The sequence below is a fragment of the Pseudarthrobacter sp. HLT1-3 genome, from assembly GCF_059383535.1.
On sequence record NZ_JBWZCJ010000012.1, the window covers coordinates 62,409 to 81,389 of the forward strand.

The 18,981-nt window shown below is 67.3% G+C and carries 16 protein-coding genes and 1 tRNA gene; 10 read left to right on the forward strand and 7 right to left on the reverse strand.

The window, feature by feature from the left end:
- Position 1: 1 nt before the first annotated feature.
- From AC50X9_RS12010 to AC50X9_RS12020, 3 genes are all read left to right on the forward strand, one after another.
- On the forward strand, positions 2-508 hold the full coding sequence (locus tag AC50X9_RS12010) for a hypothetical protein (RefSeq protein WP_494893880.1): 507 nt from the start codon (positions 2-4) through the stop codon (positions 506-508).
- 20 nt (positions 509-528) lie between these two features.
- A complete protein-coding gene (locus AC50X9_RS12015) occupies positions 529-978 on the forward strand; it encodes an RrF2 family transcriptional regulator (protein WP_494893882.1) in 450 nt (149 codons plus the stop codon).
- Positions 979-1,148: 170 nt separating this feature from the next.
- Positions 1,149-2,309: a globin domain-containing protein gene (locus AC50X9_RS12020; protein WP_494893884.1), complete on the forward strand. Its 1,161-nt coding sequence runs from the start codon at positions 1,149-1,151 to the stop codon at positions 2,307-2,309.
- Positions 2,310-2,534: 225 nt separating this feature from the next.
- Here the strand turns inward: AC50X9_RS12020 and AC50X9_RS12025 are convergent, their stop codons facing one another.
- Both AC50X9_RS12025 and AC50X9_RS12030 read right to left on the reverse strand, forming a co-directional pair.
- A complete protein-coding gene (locus AC50X9_RS12025) occupies positions 2,535-3,920 on the reverse strand; it encodes an FAD-binding oxidoreductase (protein WP_494893886.1) in 1,386 nt (461 codons plus the stop codon).
- A 266-nt stretch (positions 3,921-4,186) separates the two neighbouring features.
- The gene (locus AC50X9_RS12030; protein WP_494893888.1) at positions 4,187-6,019 is read right to left on the reverse strand and encodes a phosphoenolpyruvate carboxykinase (GTP); all 1,833 of its coding nucleotides are present in this window, start codon (positions 6,017-6,019) and stop codon (positions 4,187-4,189) included.
- A 275-nt stretch (positions 6,020-6,294) separates the two neighbouring features.
- Here AC50X9_RS12030 and AC50X9_RS12035 point away from each other — a divergent pair.
- From AC50X9_RS12035 to AC50X9_RS12055, 5 genes are all read left to right on the forward strand, one after another.
- Positions 6,295-6,368, forward strand: a tRNA-Arg gene (locus AC50X9_RS12035).
- A 161-nt stretch (positions 6,369-6,529) separates the two neighbouring features.
- Complete coding sequence (locus AC50X9_RS12040; RefSeq protein ID WP_494893890.1) at positions 6,530-7,987, forward strand: dihydrolipoyl dehydrogenase family protein; 1,458 nt, start codon at positions 6,530-6,532, stop codon at positions 7,985-7,987.
- 105 nt (positions 7,988-8,092) lie between these two features.
- A complete protein-coding gene (locus tag AC50X9_RS12045) occupies positions 8,093-8,812 on the forward strand; it encodes an ABC transporter ATP-binding protein (protein WP_494893892.1) in 720 nt (239 codons plus the stop codon).
- Complete coding sequence (locus AC50X9_RS12050) at positions 8,809-10,869, forward strand: YhgE/Pip family protein (RefSeq protein WP_494893894.1); 2,061 nt, start codon at positions 8,809-8,811, stop codon at positions 10,867-10,869. The genes AC50X9_RS12045 and AC50X9_RS12050 overlap by 4 nt, the downstream gene beginning before the upstream one ends.
- The gene (locus AC50X9_RS12055) at positions 10,866-11,522 is read left to right on the forward strand and encodes a TetR/AcrR family transcriptional regulator (protein ID WP_494893896.1); all 657 of its coding nucleotides are present in this window, start codon (positions 10,866-10,868) and stop codon (positions 11,520-11,522) included. Before AC50X9_RS12050 ends, AC50X9_RS12055 begins: the two co-directional genes overlap by 4 nt.
- Positions 11,523-12,119: 597 nt before the next feature.
- Here the strand turns inward: AC50X9_RS12055 and AC50X9_RS12060 are convergent.
- From AC50X9_RS12060 to AC50X9_RS12080, 5 genes are all read right to left on the reverse strand, one after another.
- Complete coding sequence (locus AC50X9_RS12060; protein ID WP_494893898.1) at positions 12,120-13,196, reverse strand: EamA family transporter; 1,077 nt, start codon at positions 13,194-13,196, stop codon at positions 12,120-12,122.
- Between the two features lie 71 nt (positions 13,197-13,267).
- Entirely contained in the window at positions 13,268-13,834 is a 567-nt protein-coding gene (locus AC50X9_RS12065; protein WP_494893900.1) for a hypothetical protein, read from the reverse strand.
- Between the two features lie 87 nt (positions 13,835-13,921).
- Positions 13,922-14,449, reverse strand: coding sequence for a SixA phosphatase family protein (locus AC50X9_RS12070; RefSeq protein WP_494893902.1), 528 nt, complete (start codon positions 14,447-14,449; stop codon positions 13,922-13,924).
- Between the two features lie 55 nt (positions 14,450-14,504).
- Complete coding sequence (locus AC50X9_RS12075; protein WP_494893904.1) at positions 14,505-14,708, reverse strand: dodecin family protein; 204 nt, start codon at positions 14,706-14,708, stop codon at positions 14,505-14,507.
- 384 nt (positions 14,709-15,092) lie between these two features.
- Positions 15,093-15,959: a winged helix-turn-helix domain-containing protein gene (locus AC50X9_RS12080; protein WP_494893906.1), complete on the reverse strand. Its 867-nt coding sequence runs from the start codon at positions 15,957-15,959 to the stop codon at positions 15,093-15,095.
- Positions 15,960-16,582: 623 nt separating this feature from the next.
- Here AC50X9_RS12080 and AC50X9_RS12085 point away from each other — a divergent pair.
- Both AC50X9_RS12085 and AC50X9_RS12090 read left to right on the forward strand, forming a co-directional pair.
- On the forward strand, positions 16,583-17,323 hold the full coding sequence (locus AC50X9_RS12085) for a response regulator transcription factor (RefSeq protein ID WP_494893908.1): 741 nt from the start codon (positions 16,583-16,585) through the stop codon (positions 17,321-17,323).
- 3 nt (positions 17,324-17,326) lie between these two features.
- On the forward strand, positions 17,327-18,961 hold the full coding sequence (locus tag AC50X9_RS12090) for a sensor histidine kinase (RefSeq protein WP_494893910.1): 1,635 nt from the start codon (positions 17,327-17,329) through the stop codon (positions 18,959-18,961).
- Positions 18,962-18,981 lie beyond the last annotated feature (20 nt).

Here is an 18,981-nt window from a genome sequence, read left to right on the forward strand (position 1 = left end):
TATGTCGGAACGGCCGGCGGAAACCGCAACAGAGCGCGCTGCAGACGACCCTAGAGACTCCTGGCGCGGCAGCGTCCCGGAGGCGAGCGCCACGGATCTGGAAAACCTGCTCGGCACCGGCGTCGGAGCGGCCCAGGAGCAGCTCGAACGCAACGGCGGGTTTCTGCCGTTCGCCCTCGTGGTCGAGAACGACGGCGAGGTGCGGCTGGTGGCGGTCACCCCCGCCGACGCGGCCGAGGGAACCGACGCCGATTTTGATGCGGACTCGATGATCGGCGACCTCACGGAACTGCTGCGGCAGCACCGGGACGAGTTCCGGGCCGCCGCCATCGTGTGTGACATCACCCTGCTCGAAGAGGCCTCGGACGCCATCCACGTGGCTGCGGAGCACCGGGACGGATCGCTCTTCGCCGCGGTCCTGCCGTACGCCGCGAACCCGGAGACGCACGACCTGGAATTCGGCGAGCTCTCCGCCGATACCAACGAGCCCGGTGTCTGGGTGGACTAGACCGCCGGTAAACTGGCGTCATGAAGATCAACGCCTTCGCGGATGTGAGCCTGCGCGCCATGATGGTGCTCGCGGCGGCTCCCGACGGCGGACTCCTCACCACCCAGAGCATCGCCGACGCCGTCGCCACGCCGTACAACCACGTCGGCAAGGCGATGGTAAAGCTGCGTGAACTCGGAATGATCGACGTCGAGCGCGGCCGGCACGGCGGGTCCCGGCTCAGCAGCGCCGGCCGCGTCGCCACCGTAGGCCAGCTCCTGCGCCAACTGGACACCCGCACGGACCCGGCCGACTGCGTCGCAGCCACCGGGGCCTGTCCGCTGATCAACGAATGCCGGCTCCGCGGCGCCCTGTCCCGCGCCCGCGAGGCGTTCTACCGCGAACTGGATGACATCGTCGTCGCGTCCCTGCCGACCTCCCGGCAGATGGCGCCGGTGTTCCAGGCGATCGGCCTGCGCCCCGGCCTCTGAGCCGGCCCTGCCAGGCCGCCGCCATGCCCACCCCGCCACGCACGGAAAAACCCTCGATTTGAACATGTTTTCTACACCCTGTAGAACAGAGTTATAAATACTTGCATTTCAAATACGGGTATTTTTCATCGGGCCGGTTGAAGACCCCGGCCACTATCTCAGGAGTCCATATGCTCTCGGACAAGTCCTTCCCCGTCATCGAGGCCACCCTCCCGCTGGTCGGGTCCCGGATCGGTGAAATCACCCCCAAGTTCTACGCCCGGCTCTTCGCGGCGCATCCCGAACTGCTGGACGGGCTCTTCAGCCGCTCAAACCAGCGCAACGGCAACCAGCAGCAGGCCCTGGCCGGAAGCATCGCCGCTTTCGCCACCCACCTGGTGAACAACCCGGGAACCCTGCCGGAGACCGTACTCGCCCGCATCGCCCACCGCCACGCCTCCCTGGGCATCACCGAACCGCAGTACCAGGTGGTCTACGAGCACCTGTTCGCGGCCATCGCCGAGGACCTGGCCGAGGTCATCACGCCGGAAATCGCCGAGGCCTGGACCGAGGTCTACTGGCTGATGGCGGACGCGCTGATCAAGCTCGAAAAGGGCCTCTACGCCGCGCAGGCCAACGGCAAGATGTGGAGCCCGTGGAAGGTCGCCGCCAAGGCCCCCGCCGGCACCGGTTCCATGACCTTCACCCTGGAACCGGCCGACGACACCCCCATCACCCCCGCCCTCCCGGGCCAGTACGTCAGCGTCAAGGTCCAGCTCCCGGACGGCCTGCGCCAGGTCCGCCAGTACTCGCTGTCCGGCGAAGCCGGCACCAGCCGCAGCTTCACCACCAAGATGGACGACGGCGGCGAAGTCTCCCCCGTGCTGCACAACAGCGTCCAGATCGGCGACATCCTGGAAATCTCCAACCCCTATGGTGAAATCACCCTCAAGGAAGGCGACGGACCGGTTGTCCTGGCCTCCGCGGGCATCGGCTGCACACCGACCGCGTCCATCCTGCGCTCCCTCGCAGACTCCGGCTCGGACCGCCAGGTCCTGGTCCTGCACGCGGAAAGCGACCTGGACAGCTGGGCGCTGCGCAGCCAGATGACCGACGACGTCGAACGCCTCGACGGCGCCGACCTCCAGGTCTGGCTGGAGCGGCCGGTCGCCGGAACCAAGGAGGGCTTCATGTCACTGCGCGAGGTGGACCTCCCGGCCAACGCCTCGCTCTACCTGTGCGGTCCGCTGCCGTTCATGAAGAGCATCCGCAACGAGGCCATCAACGCCGGCATCCCGGCCACCAAGATCCACTACGAGGTCTTCGGCCCGGACATCTGGCTGGCCAGCTAGTCTCCCCGGCCACGCGGCGCACCACCGGGCTACGCAGCACGCACGACGGCGGCCCCGCACCTTTGCGCAAGGTGCGGGGCCGCCGTCGACGTTATTCATCACGCGCCGCGCCACCCCGTGACGGCACGGCGCCTCACCCCCACCGGCTTCGCTTCACCGCCAGACGGGGCCTCATCCGCCCCGGCTCCGATTCACCCCGCGGATGGCACCCAGACCAGCCCCTGTTCAGCCCGCGGACGGCGCTCCGGTGATCGCGTGGCCGAAGCGCAGCAGGTTTCCCGGGTCGTAACTGGACTTCGCGGCCCGCATCCGTTCGTAGACGGCGGGCGACCATGCCCGCGCCCGGTCAACTTCATCGCCGGGTGCGCCATGGAAGTTGACCAGCGTGTGTCCGGTGGAGTGGGGGGCCATCGCCGCCAGGACGCCGCGGATGGATGCGGCGACGGCCTCGGCAACCGTCGGCATCTTGAACCCGAGGACGAAAAGCAGGAACGCCGCGTCCCGCCCCGAGACCGCGTCCGGCACGGCCCCGCCCCGGGCCAGGGCCCCGCCGAGCGGCCGGATCTCAACGAGAAGCAGCGGACAGTCCGAGCCCTCGCCGGTGAGCTCCAGTAAGTCCGCAAGGGTGTCTTCTCTAAGGTCCTTCAGGAGCGCCCCGCCAGCCGTGAAGGGGAGCGGATCCGACGGGTCCATGTGGATCTGGTCCACGTCGAGGTAGCTCATGGGACCGGCGGTGTCCATCAGCGGCCTGGAGACCGCGCGCATCGGGGCCAGCAAGCGGTCGCCGTCCTCGCGGCTGCCAAGGAAGGAAAAGCGGAGATGCACCACGAACTTTCCCCTCAGCGGCTCGGGGACGAACTCCATCTCCGGTGGCCGCAGCAGGGAGATGGACGGCGAGGCGTTGTCCGGCAGCGTGGGCAGCCACTCGCGGAACGCCGCCAGGACCACGGCGGCATCCGCTCCGGGATAGATGATCCCGCCGCCGTAAAAGTCCCCCAGCGGGAAGAGGCTGAATTCGAGTTCCGTGACGATTGCGAGGTTTCCCTTGCCTCCGCGCATCAGCGCGAACAGTTCGGCTTCGGCCTCGGCGTCGATCCGGCGTAACGCGCCGTCCGCGGTGACGACCTCCATGCTGCGGACGTGGTCCGCCGCAAAACCGTAGGCGCGGCCCAGCAGGGGCAGCCCGCCGCCGAGGGTGTAGCCGACGACGCCAACGTCGGTACTGGAGCCGTGCAGCCCGACCAGCAGGTGCGGCACGCTGGCTTCCAGGACGTTGCGCCACTTCACGCCCGCCCCCACCCGCGCGGTGCGTTCGACCGGATCAATCCGCAGCTCCTGCAGGCGCCGGGTGTTGATGAGCAGGCCGCCGTCAACCACCGAGTCGGCGCCGTGCCCGGTGGACTGGACCGCCACCGGGACCCGGCGTTCCGCCGCCCATTTCACCCCGGCCGCGACATCCTGGGCGTTCTCGGCGCCCAGGACGACGTCGGGCCGGTGCACGGTCGCGGCGTTGAAGGCGAGCGTCTCGGCCGCGAATTCGGGGCTGTCCGGCAGGGCCACCGGGCCGCTGACAGCCGTGGACAGGGCCTGGATGTCGTCGCTGACAAGCATGATGAACTCCTGGGCACTCGCGTGCTGCGAGCGGGTCGGGGGCACGGCAGCGCACGCGTGGAATGCCCCCAGCATCTTTCCCAGTCGGCGGACGGCCCGGCTGATGATGGGTCCGAGCCTAGGATCTCCGTCGAACTGCGGTCTAGGGCCCTAAGTCCCTCACGCTCCCCGGGGCCGCACTGGGCACCGCAGCACGCACGACGGCGGCCCCGCACCTTTCACAGGGTGCGGGGCCGCCGTCGTGCCCAGCTGGGGGCTGCCGGCTGCTAGTGCGCCGCCATGCGTTCCTTCAGGCTTTCGAGCTCTGAGCGCAGCTCCTCGGGCAGGGAGTCGCCGAACTTGGCGTACCACTCCTCGATAGAGGCCAGCTCGGTGTCCCATTCCGCGCGGTCCACGCGGACGGCATCTTCCACGTGGGCGTGGGTCAGGTCCAGGCCGGTGAGGTCCAGCGAGTGCCCGGCCGGCACGAAGCCGATGGGGGTCTCCACGGCGTCCGCCTTGCCTTCGATGCGCTCGATGGCCCACTTGAGGACCCGTGCGTTGTCGCCGAAGCCGGGCCACGCGAAGTCACCGTCGGCCGTGCGCCGGAACCAGTTCACCAGGAAAATGTGCGGCAGGCGCTCCGGATTGGCCTTGCCGGAGACGCTGATCCAGTGCTTCAGGTAGTCGCCGGCGTCGTAGCCGATGAACGGCAGCATGGCCATCGGGTCGCGTCGGAGAACGCCGACCTGGCCGGCGGCAGCGGCCGTCGTCTCGGAGGAGAGAGTGGAGCCCATGAAGATGCCGTTGGTCCAGCTGCGGGCCTGGGTCACGAGCGGAACCGTGGTCTTGCGGCGGCCGCCGAAGAGGATCGCGGAGAGCTCCACACCCTCGGGGCTGAAGTATTCCTCGGCCAGCATGTCGACCTGCGAAATAGGGGTACAGAAGCGTGAGTTCGGGTGGGCGGCGGGCTTGTCCGAATCAGGCGTCCAGTCGTTACCCTGCCAGTCGGTAAGGTGCGCCGGGACTTCGTCGGTCATGCCCTCCCACCACACGCCGCCGTCGTCCGTGAGGGCCACGTTGGTGAAGATGCTGTGGCCCTTGGCGATGGCGCGCATGGCGTTGGGGTTGGTACCCCAGCCGGTGCCCGGGGCGACGCCGAACAGGCCGGCCTCCGGGTTGGTGGCGCGCAGTTCGCCTTCCTTGCCAATCCGCATCCAGGTGATGTCGTCACCGAGGGTTTCGACTTCCCAGCCCTCGATGGCCGGATCCAGCAGGGCGAGGTTGGTCTTGCCGCAGGCCGACGGGAACGCCGCCGAAATGTAGTAGTTCTTCTTCTCCGGTGAGGTCAGCTTGAGGATGAGCATGTGCTCCGCAAGCCAGCCTTCGTCCCGGGCCATCACCGAGGCGATGCGCAGGGCATAGCACTTCTTGCCCAGCAGGGCGTTGCCGCCATAGCCGGAGCCGAAGGACCAGATGGAGCGCTCTTCGGGGAAGTGCACAATCCACTTGTCCGGGTTGCAGGGCCACACGACGTCGGCCTGGCCGGGGGCCAGGGGTGCGCCCAGCGAGTGCAGCGCCGGGACGAAGAACGCGTTCGTGGCGGTGATCTTGTCCAGGACCTCGGTGCCGATGGTGGCCATGATGCGCATGGAGGCGACAACGTAGGCGCTGTCCGTGATCTCCACGCCAAACTTGGGGTCCTCGGCGTCCAGGTGGCCCATGACGAACGGGATGACGTACAGCGTGCGGCCGCGCATGGAGCCGCTGAAGAGCCCGCGGAGCTTCTCCTTCATCTCCGCCGGAGCCATCCAGTTGTTGGTGAAGCCTGCATCGCGTTCGTTCTCGGAGCAGATGAACGTCTGCTCTTCCACGCGTGCCACGTCGGCGGGGTCGGAGAAGGCCGCGAAGGACTTGGGGAACAGCTTCTCGTTCAGGCGGGTCAGCGTGCCCGCGGCGACGAGCTCGTCCGTGAGCCGGGTGTTCTCTTCCTCAGTGCCGTCTACCCAGTGGATCCGGTCCGGCTGGGTCAGTTCAGCTACCTCTTCGACCCATGCCAGCAGGCCAGCATGTGTGGTGGGTGCTTTTTCAAGCAACGGCAGTCGCGCCAAATCTCCCATTACGGTTCCCTTCCTCGGGTTCAGTCGTGTTCCCTAAATGTAGGGCTAGATCACCCCCCAAAACCGGCCTCAAATGCGGGACGCCCGGTGGCCCGGAAATCAAAAACCCCGGAAATACACGGAATCCGCTGCGCCGACGGACCCTATTTTGTGACTAAGGTCACGTAGACCGGTCTAGTCGGCCAGATTACACCTGTTTCGATTTGTAACTACGGCCCCACCTCGCGTAAAGTAATTCGAGGTTCGGGGAGCGAGAAACTCCAAGAACCGAGAATGCGCCCATAGCTCAGCTGGATAGAGCGTCTGTCTACGGAACAGAAGGTCAGGGGTTCGAATCCCTTTGGGCGCACAGAGAAAAAGATCCGCACCGGTCCGCTGGTGCGGATCTTTTGTTTAAGCGCCCGACGGCGGCAGCCCACCGTTACGGGGTCAGCCCGTTACGGGGTTGCCCGTTACGGCTCGACGGCCTGGCCGATCCGGTGCCTGAGGGCCCGGGCGTAGGCTTTTGCCATGACGGCACAGCTTGAACGCGAATTCGATGTCATTGTGATCGGCGCGGGCGCCGTGGGCGAGAATGTGGCGGACCGCGTGGTGCGGGGCGGACTGACCGCGGTTCTGATCGAGGCGGAATTGGTCGGCGGTGAGTGCTCCTATTGGGCCTGCATGCCCTCCAAGGCGCTGCTGCGCCCGGGAACTGCGCTCCACGGCGCACAGTCCGTGCCCGGCGCCGCGGAGGCCGTCACCCGGACCCTGGACGCAGCCGCGGTGCTCAAACGCCGCGACCATTTCACGTCCAACTGGCAGGACGACAGCCAGGTCAAGTGGGTCGAGGACACCGGGATCGAACTGATCAGGGGCCACGGGTGGATCACCGACACCCGAAAGGTCGAAGTCGCGGGACTGGACGGCAGCAGCTACGCGCTCACGGCACGGCACGCCGTCGTGGTGGCCACCGGGTCCTCCCCGACCGCGCCGCCGATCGAAGGGCTGGGCGACGTGGACTACTGGACCACGAGGGAAGCGACGTCCGCGCGCGAAATCCCTGACCGGCTGGCGGTTCTGGGCGGCGGGGTGGCCGGCACCGAACTGGCCCAGGCGTTCGCCCGGCTCGGCGCTTCGGTCACCCTGGTGGCGCGGGGCGCCCTGCTGGGTGCCTTCCCGGAGGAGGCAGCCACACTGGTCGCCGCCGGGCTGCGCGCGGACGGCGTCGGTCTCCGGCTCCGCACCGGAACCAAGCGCGTCCGGGAGAACGACGACGGCTCCCTCACGGTCGAACTGGCGGACGGCGGCACCGTAACGGCGGACAAGCTCCTGGTTACCACCGGCCGGCATCCCGCCCTTGAAGGAATCGGGCTGGAAAACGTCGGCCTCGCCGCCGCGGACGGGAAGGAAATCCGGCTCAGCACCGACTCCACGGGCCTGGTCGTAGGCGGCACCGGGAACGACGCCGAGCCGTGGCTGTACGCCGCCGGCGACGCCGCCGGGAAGGTCATGCTGACCCATCAGGGCAAGTACGAGGCGCGGACCACCGGTGACGCTATTGCCGCGCGTGCCAAGGGCGGGCTGACCGGCGACCCCGCCCCCTGGAGCCGGTACGCCCGGACCGCCAACGACCACGCGATTCCCAATGTCGTGTTCACCGATCCGGAACTGGCCAATGTCGGCCGGACGGTGCAGCAGGCGGAACGCGACGGCCTCCGGGCGTCCTCGGTGGAACTGCCCATCCAGGTGGCCGGATCCTCGCTGCACGCGGAACGGTACGAAGGCTGGGCCCAGCTGGTCGTCGACGAGGACCGCAGGGTGCTGCTCGGCGCCACTTTCGCCGGACCGGATGTGGCCGAGCTGCTGCATGCCGCTACCATCGCCATCGTCGGAGAAGTGACCCTGGACCGGCTCTGGCACGCCGTGCCGTCCTACCCCACAATCAGCGAGGTCTGGCTCCGGCTGCTTGAGGAGTACGGGCTCTGACCGTCTCCTTGCTCACAATCAGCTCACATTCGGACCCTCCTATTTGAACTGACCAGTCAGTTCAGTTAGTTTTGTCGTAGACATTAGTTCTGCGAAAGGCTTTCCTTGCTCCGCGTCCAACAACTCTCCGTGAACGGCAGGCGGGACCATTTGCTGCCGGCCACCTCCCTTCAGGTCCGGCGCGGCGAACTTCTGCTGGTCTCCGGCAAACGCCCGGACCAGCGCACCGCCCTGGCCCTGGCCTTGAGCGGGCGCCTCAAGCCCTCTGCCGGACACTTTGACTGGGACGGCACAGAGTGGGACGGGTGCACGAGGACCAGGACCCTGCGGCAGGCGAGCGCCGTCGTGGACTCCCCCGGGGTGAACGAACCCGAACAGCACCTCAGCGTCCGCGACCTCGTCACCGAGGACCTGGCCCTGGTCCCCCGCCGCTACCGGGGCCCGCTGCTCAGCAAGCCCTGGCTCAAGGGCAACCGCTTTGAGGACATCGCCGGGCTGTGGACCGAACAGCTGCCGGCCTCCCGCCGGATCGGGCTGCTCACTGCGCTTGCCCTGGCGAACCCCCACACAGATCTGCTGGTGCTGGACTCCCCCGACCGCCACGGCGATCCGGCCGACTGGCTGCCGAGGCTTCAGGAGTTGGCGTACGACGCCGGGCGTCCGCTCGCCGTCGTCGCCGTCGTCGTGAGCGTACCGGCGGGCTGGACCGGCCCGACCGCCGCGATCGGGAACGCAAGTGCACCTGCCCCCGGAGCGCCCCGCGCCGAACTACGGGAAGCCTCCATCGCTCTCGACTCCGCACTCGAAACTGAGGACGCAAAGTGACTGTTCTGCGGTTGGCCCGTTCCGAACTCAAGCGCATGACCGGCGGCCTGCTGCCCAAGCTGACCATTCTGGCGCTGGCCCTGGTGCCCCTGCTCTATGGGGCCGTCTACCTCTACGCCAACTGGGATCCCTACGGAAACCTGAACCAGATCGACGCGGCACTCGTCGTGGAGGACACCGGCGCCACCTCCGCCGACGGCACGCGGCTCGACGCCGGCCGGAAAGTCGCCGACAGTCTCGTGGACGGTCATGTCTTCAACTGGCAAACGGTCACCGGGACGGCGGAAGCGGACCAGGGCGTCAGCACGGGCAAATACGCCTTCGCCCTGAAGATCCCCCAGGACTTCTCGGCGAACCTCGTCTCCCCCGGCAGCTTCGACGCCGCCAACAAGGCCATGCTCAACGTCACCACCAACGACGCGAACAACTACCTGCTGAGCACCATCGTGGATAAGCTCACCACCGCCGTGCACACCACGGTGGCCACCGAAGTCGGCGAGGAAACCGCCAACCAGCTCCTCACCGGGTTTGGGACCATCCACACCCAGATGATCCAGGCTTCCGACGGCGCCGGGCAACTCGCCGACGGCGTCACCAGCCTGCACGACGGGACCATCACCCTCCAGCAGGGCACGGTCGACCTAAAGAACGGCGCCGCCGAACTCTACAAAGGCCAGCTCAAACTCCGGGACGGCGCCAACACGCTCAGTACCGGGGCAGCCGGGCTCAGCGGCGGACTGACACAGCTCAAGGACAAAACCTCCACCCTGCCCGCCGATACCCGGACGCTCGCGGACGGCGCCGCGCAGGTGGCGGCCGGCAACGCCGCGCTCAACTCCCAGGTCAAGGCGCTTGCCGGCCAGCAGGCCGCCGCCGAACAGGCATCCGCCCAGGCATCCGCCCAGGCAGAACATAGCCGGGTGGCCGCGTCCAACAGCCGGCTCGTCGCCGCCGGGACCATCACCGCGGCCCAGGCGGAGGCCATCCTGGCAGACTTCGACGCCCACCCTGCCGCGCCGGCATCCGCCGGTCGGGGTGCGTCCCTGATGGCCGCGGCGGCGCAGATCCAGCAGCTGGCGGACGGGTCCGCCGCCGTCAGCGCCGGGGCGGCCCGGCTGGCGGGGGCCACGCCCACGCTCAGCGGCGCCATCACCCAGGCGTCCACCGGCGCGGACCGGCTGGCCGGCGGCGCCGCCACCCTCGCCGCCGGGCAGCAGCGCGCCCTGGACGGCGCCGCACAATTGGCAGCGGGCGCGCAAGAACTCGACGACGGCGCGGCCCGGCTCGAAGGCGGCGCGGCCACAGCTGCCAGCGGCGCCGGAACGCTCGCAGCGGAACTTAACAAGGGCGCCGGCCAGGTTCCTAATCCCGACGACAGCCAGAAGGACAGCCTCGCCAAGGTGATGGCGGATCCGGTCGCCGTCAGCAACGTCTCGCAGGCCAGAGCGGGCTCCTACGGCGCGGGCCTGGCACCTTTCTTCCTTACCCTGGCCCTGTGGATCGGCGTCTTCATGCTGATCCAGGCGATGCGGCCAGTGACCCAGCGGGCGCTGGCGTCGAACGCTCCGGCGTGGAAAATCGCCGTCGGCGGCTGGCTGCCGTTCCTGGCAGTCTCTGCGGTGCAGGCAAGCCTGCTGACCCTGGTGGTCGACGTCGGGCTGGGCCTCAATCCCGCCCATCCCTGGCTGATGTGGTTCCTGATGCTGGCCGCCGCGATGGCGTTCAGCGCGATCATCCAGGGCATCGTGGCGTTGCTGGGATCCCCCGGCAAGCTGGTGGTGCTGATCCTGCTGGTCCTGCAGCTGGTCTCCTCGGGCGGCACCTTCCCCTGGCAGACAACGCCCCAGCCGCTCCACGTGGTGCACCAACTCCTGCCGATGGGATACGTGGTCAACGGCATGCGGCACCTGATTTACGGCGCGGACCTCGCCGTCATCCTGCCCACGATGCTGGGGCTGCTTGGCTACACTTTGCTGGGAACGGCCATGTCCACCCTGGCCGTCCGGAAGCACAAGTACTGGACCCTGAAGACCCTGAAACCGGAGATCACCGTATGACCAGCCGCACGGACAGCACGGCCGCTTCCGCTGACGCGGGGATACCGGCAGGAACGGCCAAGAAGCTCCGGCCGGCCCGGACCAACGCGACCAAGCAGAAGCTGTTTGAGGCCTCGATGGAGCTGATTGGCGAACGCGGCGTCGCGGGCGTGACGGTCGATGAGATCGCCGCGGCCGCCGGGGTGTCCAAGGGGACGGTGTATTACAACTTCGGCAGCAAATCGGACCTGATCGCCCAGCTGCTGCGCCACGGGGTGGACATCCTGCTGGCTCGGCTGCTGAGCGTCAGGGACGACTCAGCGGATCCCCTCACGGCGATGGACGAGATGATCGGCCAGGCCATCGATTTCATGGACGAGTACCCCTCCTTTGCCCGGCTGTGGGTCAGCGAAAACTGGCGGACCCCCAGCGAGTGGCAGGACACCTTCACGGAGCTCCGCGGCCGCCTGCTCACCGTGGTCAGTGCCGCGATCGATGCGGTGGCTGCCGTTTACCCGGTGGATCCGGCTGTGTCCCGGGGCAGCCTGGAGACCGCGATCTTCGGCGCCTGCTTTGTCGTGGGGCTGGACCGGCAGACCTACAACCCGGAGCGGACCCGCGAGCAAAGTGTGACGGCGATTATGGCGTCCATGCGCGGCTTCGTCGTGAAGTAGCTCCCGCTCGGGGATGATTATTCACATGGGCCACATGGGTAACAGCGGCAGAATTGCCATCGGTGCGTTTATCGCCGCCCTCGCGCTGTTGGCGCTGACCGGTATCACCCTGCACGGAACAGTGTTCCTATGGTTCCTGGCGGCGTCCGCCGCTGCCTACGTGGCCTGCGTCGCCGAGGTGGTGATCCGCCGGCGGAACCGGACCCTGGCCGCCAGCGGGATCGGGAGCATCCTGTTCATTGCCTTCAGCATCGCCTTCCTGCGGCAGTGGGGTTTGGCTTTCAACGCGGATCCGGATGCGATGTCGACCCCGGTGGATACCGACCATCCGGACCTGTTCTTCTATCTCGCCGCTGCGTCCGGCATTGCCACCCTGCTGCTGCTGGTTGCCGGAACCGTTCTGCCGGGCAGGGGCCGGCGTTCGCGGACAGCCGGCAACGCTGTGCGGCGGCGTCCTGCGGCCGCGAGGGTCCAGGCGCCCCGGGCGGCAGCCACCCGCCGCGCACCGTCCCGGACCAACGCCGCACGCCCGGCGCCGAGGTCCGCAACCGGCAGGCCGACTGCGGCTCAGCCGGCCAAATCTCAGTCGGCCAAATCTCAGTCGGCCCGCGTTCCCGCCCCGCGGGCCGCATCTTCGGGGCTCAAGCGGCCGGCTTCGGGCGCCACGGGGTCCGCTGCCAAGTCACCTGCCAAGTCCCCGGCACGCCCCGCTGCGCGGTCATCCACGCGCCGCTGAACATGCGGGCGCAGTCCCCGCGGCGGCGCTGACGGCGGCAAGTTCCGTGGCTGGCTGTCGGGCCAGCGAAAATTCCAGGGCCGCAGCACCGCCGTCGCCACCCCGGCGAGCAGCAGGAGTCCACCCGTCACCTCGGCGGGAGTGGGCACCTCGGCCAGGACGAGCCACGCCGTAGTCATCCCGACCACCGGCACCAGCAGGGTAAAGGGCACCACGGCCGAGGAGGGGTACAGCCCCAGCAGGCGGTTCCAGATGCCGTAGCCGACTAGCGACCCGAACACGGCCGTGTAGAGGGCACTCAGCAGCGTGATGGGCTGGACTTCCACCAGGGCCTGCGCCACCGCAGGCGGCCCGTCGAGCAGCAGCGAGAGTCCCAGCAGCGGCAGCGGCACGACGGCCCCGGACCACACCACCAGTCCCAGTCCGGAGGCTGCCTTCGCTTTTCGGGCGACGATGTTGCCTGCCGCCCAGGACAGCGCCGCGGCGAGCACAATCAGAAGCGGCAGCACCGGGGCGACGAGACTGCGGCCGACCGCCACAACAGCGAGTCCGGCCACGCCCAGCACAACGCCCGCAAGTTGCCGTCGGCTCGGCCGCTCGCCGAGAAAACCTGCCGCCAGCAGCACCGTCAGCAGCACCTGAGCCTGCAGCACCAGGGACGCCAGGCCCGCGGGCATGCCCAGTGCCATGGCCAGATACAGCAGGCCGAACTGTCCGGCGCTCATCAGCAGCCCGACGCCGACGATCGCCTTCCAGCTCACGTCCGGTTTCCGGATGAAGAAGATGCACGGCACGACCACCAGGATGAACCGCATGGCCACAAACAACAGCGGCGGCATCTCCGCCCCGTCCGGGTGCAGGCCCAGGTCGATCGCGACGAAGTTGACGCCCCAGAGCACGGCGACGAGCAGGGCCAGGGCGGAATGGCGTGGGTTCACCCTGCCACTATGCCCGGTTCCGGCGTCGTCCGCGTCCGGACCGGGCGGCCCGGTAGCCGGTAGGTGGAGGATCAGAGGTTGCGGGGATTGTCGGTGCGGGGCTCGTCGCGTCGGACCGGCTCCGGCGGGACCTGGTTGTCGGGCGCCTGGCTGCCGTCCGGGTTGGTGGTGCGGTCCGCGGCGGAGGGGTTCCGGTCGCCGCGGTCGCGGCGCTGCTCCTCATTGCCGGCGTCTACTTCGGACCGCCGGTCCCGGCCCTCGGCGTCGCGTTCGGTGCTGACTACGTCGGGGTCCACTTCGTCCGCCTTCCGCAGCTGTTCCTGCGCACCGGACCGGACCTGCTGTGCTTCCTGCTGGCGGTCGCGGGCTTCCTCCCGGAGCCGCTCGGCCTCGACTTCTGCCTGCTTCGCGTCGGCCTCGGCCCGGGCGGCCTGCGCCTCGCGTTCCCTTGCCCCGATCTCATCGGTCCGGGCCTTTTCACGCATTTCGACAGCCCGGTTGCGGTCCGCTTGAACCTTGCGCTTGCGGCTGAGCATGGTTGCCACCACGATGATCGCGAGCACAACCACGACGCCGACAATAATCCCTATGAGCTGTCCCGAATCCACGATGATTCCGCCTTTTCTCTCGATCGCCATAAGTCCACGAGTAAACAGCATCAGTAAACCGCAGAAATGCCTGTATGACCATCATTCGGGAATCAGGCAGCCCGCCTGGCGCCGGCGTTATTTGGCCCGGGGGACCTTGAAGTGCGTAAGCCTGGCGTCCTGGCCGTCCAGCTCGGCCCAGGACTTCTCCGTCTCCATGACCGTCAGGGCGCTCGTGGGGTACCGCGTGGCTGCGTCCATATAGGCATCGTGGTTGGAATCGCGGGAGGCAAGGCGCATGGCAAGATCCTGCACGCCGGGCATGTGCGAGATCACCATGAGGGTGGTCACGGTGTCCGGAACGTGGTTGATGACCGTCAGCATCCGCGACGCCGAGGCGGCGTAAAGCCCGTCCTCGAGCTTCGGCGTCGGGGCCTTGTCGCCCAGTTCGCTGCAGACCCAGGTGCAGGTCTGCCGGGTGCGCAGGGCGCTGGAGCAGAGGATGAAATCGGGGACCACGCCGTGTTTCAGCAGCCATCTTCCGGCCTGCGGGGCATCGCGGTGGCCGCGCGCTTCAAGCGGCCGGTCGTGATCGACGACGCCGCCGGGCCAGTCCGCCTTGGCATGGCGCATGATCACCAGTCGTTTGATGTGATGCGCGCTCATGGACCAATCCTAATGCGGCGGCTGATCCCCGGGCGCGCATCCCACCAACGGTGGCTCAGTCGTCCAGGACGAAGGTCACTTCCAGCACAACGTGCCAGGCAACGACGGCGCCGTCGCTGATTTCAACCTTCTGTTCCTTCACCCAGGCACCCGTGACATTGCGCAGGGTCTTGTTGGCCCGCTCAATGCCCTCCTTGATGGCGGCATCGAACGAGGTCTTGGAGTTCGAACTCAGGGTAGTAATCCGCGCAACAGACATATCTTCCTCTCAGTAGTCGGCTCAACGGGACCGAGACTACGCCGAAGGCAGGAAACACAACAGGGTCCAAAAGCCGCCCAAGAGCCGCGGAGGCCAACGCCCGTCAGCCGGCCCGCCGAAAGCCTCCACCCCAGAACGGGAGGAAGGTGCGTTCTCAGGAGGAAGTAAGCGCGCAGCGTGGCGTTTTGCGCAGTGCCGCATCGCCGACTGAGGAACGAAGGAGGAAGAGAGCTGGCCGGATTCCTTGTCCGAGCTTGCGAGGTCAAGGGAGCCAGCGAACGCTAAGGCACGGCAAAATGCCGCGCTGTGCGCGTGAGACGCGCCGCGGAGAAAGCGAAAGCGCCCGTCCCCCAGGAGGGACGGGCGCTTTGCGCGGGCTGGAAGCTAGATCGAGTATTCCGGAGCGGCCCAGACAACAACTTCGGGGTGCTCGTAGAACCGGTAGCCCTGGCCGCGGACCGTGCGCACGGTGTTGGCGAGGCGGCCGAGCTTGGAGCGCAGGCGCCGGATGTGGACGTCGATGGTGCGCTCGTTGGGCACCTCTTCGGCATTCCGCCACAGGCCCTCGAGCAGCTCGTCGCGGCCCACGGTGCGGGTGCCGTTTTCCACGAGGTAGTTGAGGAGTTCGAACTCCTTGAACGTGAGGTTCAGGGATTCACCGTCGAGCGCCACTTCGCGGCGGGCAAGGTCAATCAAAACGCCGGACGGACGCGAGTCCTGCGGCTGCTGCTGGCGGGACGTCTCGGCGCGCTGGCGGGCGCCCACCGTGGGGTCACCGAACGTGGACCGGACGACGTCGAGTGCGGAGCCGGGGGCGCTGGCCGGGGCAACAGCGACGGCCGCGTAGCTTTCGGCGCCGGAGACCAGGGACTGTGCGTAGGCCCGGATCTCCTGGGCCAGCTTGGCAATGGAGGTCCCGGCGGCCGCCGCGGTTTCCTCGTCGATACCCATGTAGAGCACGAAACCGCGGGCCACATTGTCGGCCGGGACGGGACGCACAGGGGCGGCGGCGCTGCCCGGCGCAATCACGGGAGTTGGGGCCGTGGCCGGGGCCGCCGGAACGGCCCGGAGCTGTCCGTAGGAGTTGGGGTTGTAGCCCTGCGGGGCATAGCCCGGGGCGGGGAAGGTGTTGCCGGAGCCGGAAGGGGCGAAGGACGCGCGGCCGCCGAAGCCCTGGCGGATACCGGAGGCCTGGCCGGCCTTGCTGGCGTTACGGACGGAGATGTGGACGTATCCGGATGCAACTGACATGGAATGCTTACCTCAATGTGAATGGCCGTCATCGCGGCTCGAATGCTACTTTTCCCCGCAATGAAAACTGGGGAGGGCGCCCGACGCTGGGCTGGGGGCGAATGCCTAGAAACCTTTGGAGTGTAAAAGTTAGGCGTGCATTCGACAACAGCGATTCTCGGTATCAGCGGGTGCGCTGATCCAAAAAACTGCGGCTGCAGGAGCTGTTATGTTCTTGTTCACAATTGAAGTGTGCAACGTAACAATGAAAACTTGCAAGTAACAAAGCATCCACAAGTCCACGATGTGAGATGAAACGGGGAATTGTAGCGTAGATCACAATTCTGGCCAGATGCGGGAAGAACGTTCGTTTCGAACAAAAGTGGTCGGAAGTGATATCTGGCCGAAGATGCTTCGTAAGGGATCGCCATAAAGCTGGGATCATTCACTGTATCCGGAAACCGTAAAACCGTTCGCCTACTTAGCAACGGATGTCCACCGTCCCACAGAGTGGTCACTCCGCAGCCTCGGAAAATTCCCCTGCAGAGCGGCTCCGGACGTGTCCAGCTCGCTAGGCTGGGATTCACAGGTGCCGCACAGGATCCCCAAAGCCGCGCCTAACCGGCAGATCGGAGAGTTGTCCCATGGCCACTTCGCACTCCATGACGAACAATCTTCCCCAGCTCACCCATCCGGACGGGTCCCCCATCCGCGCCCTGGTCGTGGACGATGAACCGAGTCTTTCCGAGCTGATGAGCATGGGCCTGCGAATGGCGGGCTGGTCGGTTGCCGTCGCCGCCGACGGCCCCGAAGCAGTGAAGCTGGCCAAGGATTTTCGTCCCGATGTGTTAGTGCTCGATGTGATGCTTCCGGGGTTCGACGGCGTGGAGCTGCTCGGCAGGATCCGCGCCTTCGCGCCGGAGGTCCCGGCGTTGTTTCTGACAGCCAAAGACGCCGTCCAGGACCGGATCACGGGACTGGCAGCCGGCGGGGACGACTACGTGACCAAGCCGTTCAGCATGGAGGAAGTGCTGCTGCGGCTGCACCGGCTCGTCCAGCGCTCCGGGGTGGCCGCGATGGATACCGCCGAACTCGTCGTCGGGGATCTCATCCTGAACATCGACACCAGGGAAGTCCGGCGCGCCGGTGAAGAACTCCATCTCACGGCCACCCAGTTCGAGCTGCTGCGCTACCTGATGGAGAACCCGAAACGCGTTGTCAGCAAGGCCCAAATCCTGGACCGGGTCTGGGACTACGACTTTGGCGGGCAGGCAAACATCGTGGAGCTCTACATCTCCTACCTCCGCAAGAAGGTCGATGCCAACCACCCGCCCATGATCCACACCGTGCGCGGCGCGGGCTATGTCCTGAAGCCGGCGGACTGATCCGTGCCCGAACGCTTCGGCCAGATTCGCCCCTCCGGGTTCATCTGGCGCAACCCCTCCACCTGGCACCTGCGCACCCGGCTGGTCCTGGTCGCCATGGCCCTGCTCGTGGCGATCTGCGGTGCCGTCGGCGTCGTCAGTTATGCCTCGATGGACCTCTTCCTGACCAGGCAGCTCGACAAGCAGTTGCAGCAGGCAGAGGACCGTGCCCGCGATTTTGGCCGCGCCGGCGGCCGCACAGATCCTCTTGAAGCGCGGGGCCAGGGAATCGGCACCCTGAATGCCCGGATCGATGAAGATTCAGTCCGCAGCGCGGGTTTCCTGGGCGAGGACGCCACCCGGAAGTCCCTTACCGAGGAAGACGACGAGGTTCTCCTTGGACTCAGCCCCCGCAGCGATCCGGTGGACCGGACCCTTTCCGCCGGAGCCTACCGGCTGGTTGCAGCCGAGTCACCAAACGGCGACGTAATTGTCACCGGGCTGCCGCTCGCAGAAAAACAAAACACGCTGGCCTCCCTGGTCTGGACCATGGTGCTTGTTTCTGCAGGCGGCCTCGTCGTGATCGGTCTGGCCGGCACTGCGCTGATCCGCCGGACCATGAAGCCGCTGGACCAGCTGTCCGAGGTTGCGACCCAGGTGTCCCGGCTGCCGCTTGATGCCGGCGAGGTGGGACTGGCCATGCGGGTTCCGGCGTCCGCGGCGCATCCCGGAACCGAGGTGGGCAGCGTCGGCCATGCCTTGAACCTGATGCTGGACAACGTCTCCAACGCGCTGGAGGCCCGGCAGAACAGCGAGATGAAAGTCCGCCAGTTCGTGGCGGACGCCTCGCATGAGCTGCGCACGCCCTTGACCGCCATCCGCGGCTACACCGAGCTGATGCGGATGACCGAACACTTCACGCCCGACGGCGAGAAGTCCCTCGCCCGGGTGCAAAGCCAGTCCGAACGGATGACCACCCTGGTGGAGGACCTGCTCCTGCTCGCGCGGCTGGATGAGGGCCAGCCGCTCAAGCTCAGCGAGGTGGACCTGACCCAGCTGGCCATCGAAACAGTGAGTGATGAGAAGGTCATGGCCCCTGACCGGGTCTGGCAGCTGGAGCTCCCGGAGGAGCCGGTGGTGGTCCGGGGCGACGCGACCCAGCTGCACCAGGTGTTGGCCAACCTGCTCTCCAACGCGCGGAAGCACACCGGTCCCGGCACAACGGTCGTGACCGGCGTGAAGCTCACCCCGGACGGTAGTGCCGTGGTGACAGTGACGGACAACGGGCCCGGAATCGCCCCGGAATTTGTGGACCGGGTCTTTGCGCGTTTTACGCGCGCTGACGCTTCCCGGAAGAATCCGGTGCCCGTTGCGGCGGCGGCACACGGGCGGCGGCCCTTTCCGCACCCTCCGCTTCACCCCCCGCGTCTGCCTTCTGCTTCCGGGGCCGCCGCCGCTCTCACCAGCGCGGCCGCCGAGGGAACCAGCGGGCTGGGCCTGTCCATCGTGCAGTCAATCATTGCGGCCCATGGCGGAACTGTCAGCGTCGCGTCGCGGCCCGGACGGACGGAATTCACTGTGCGGCTGCCGGCAACTCCCCCGACGCCTGCGGCTAGCCGGACAGCGGCAGGGGCGCAAGACGCCACGCCGCCGTCGTGATCTCCGTTATTGAAATGTGA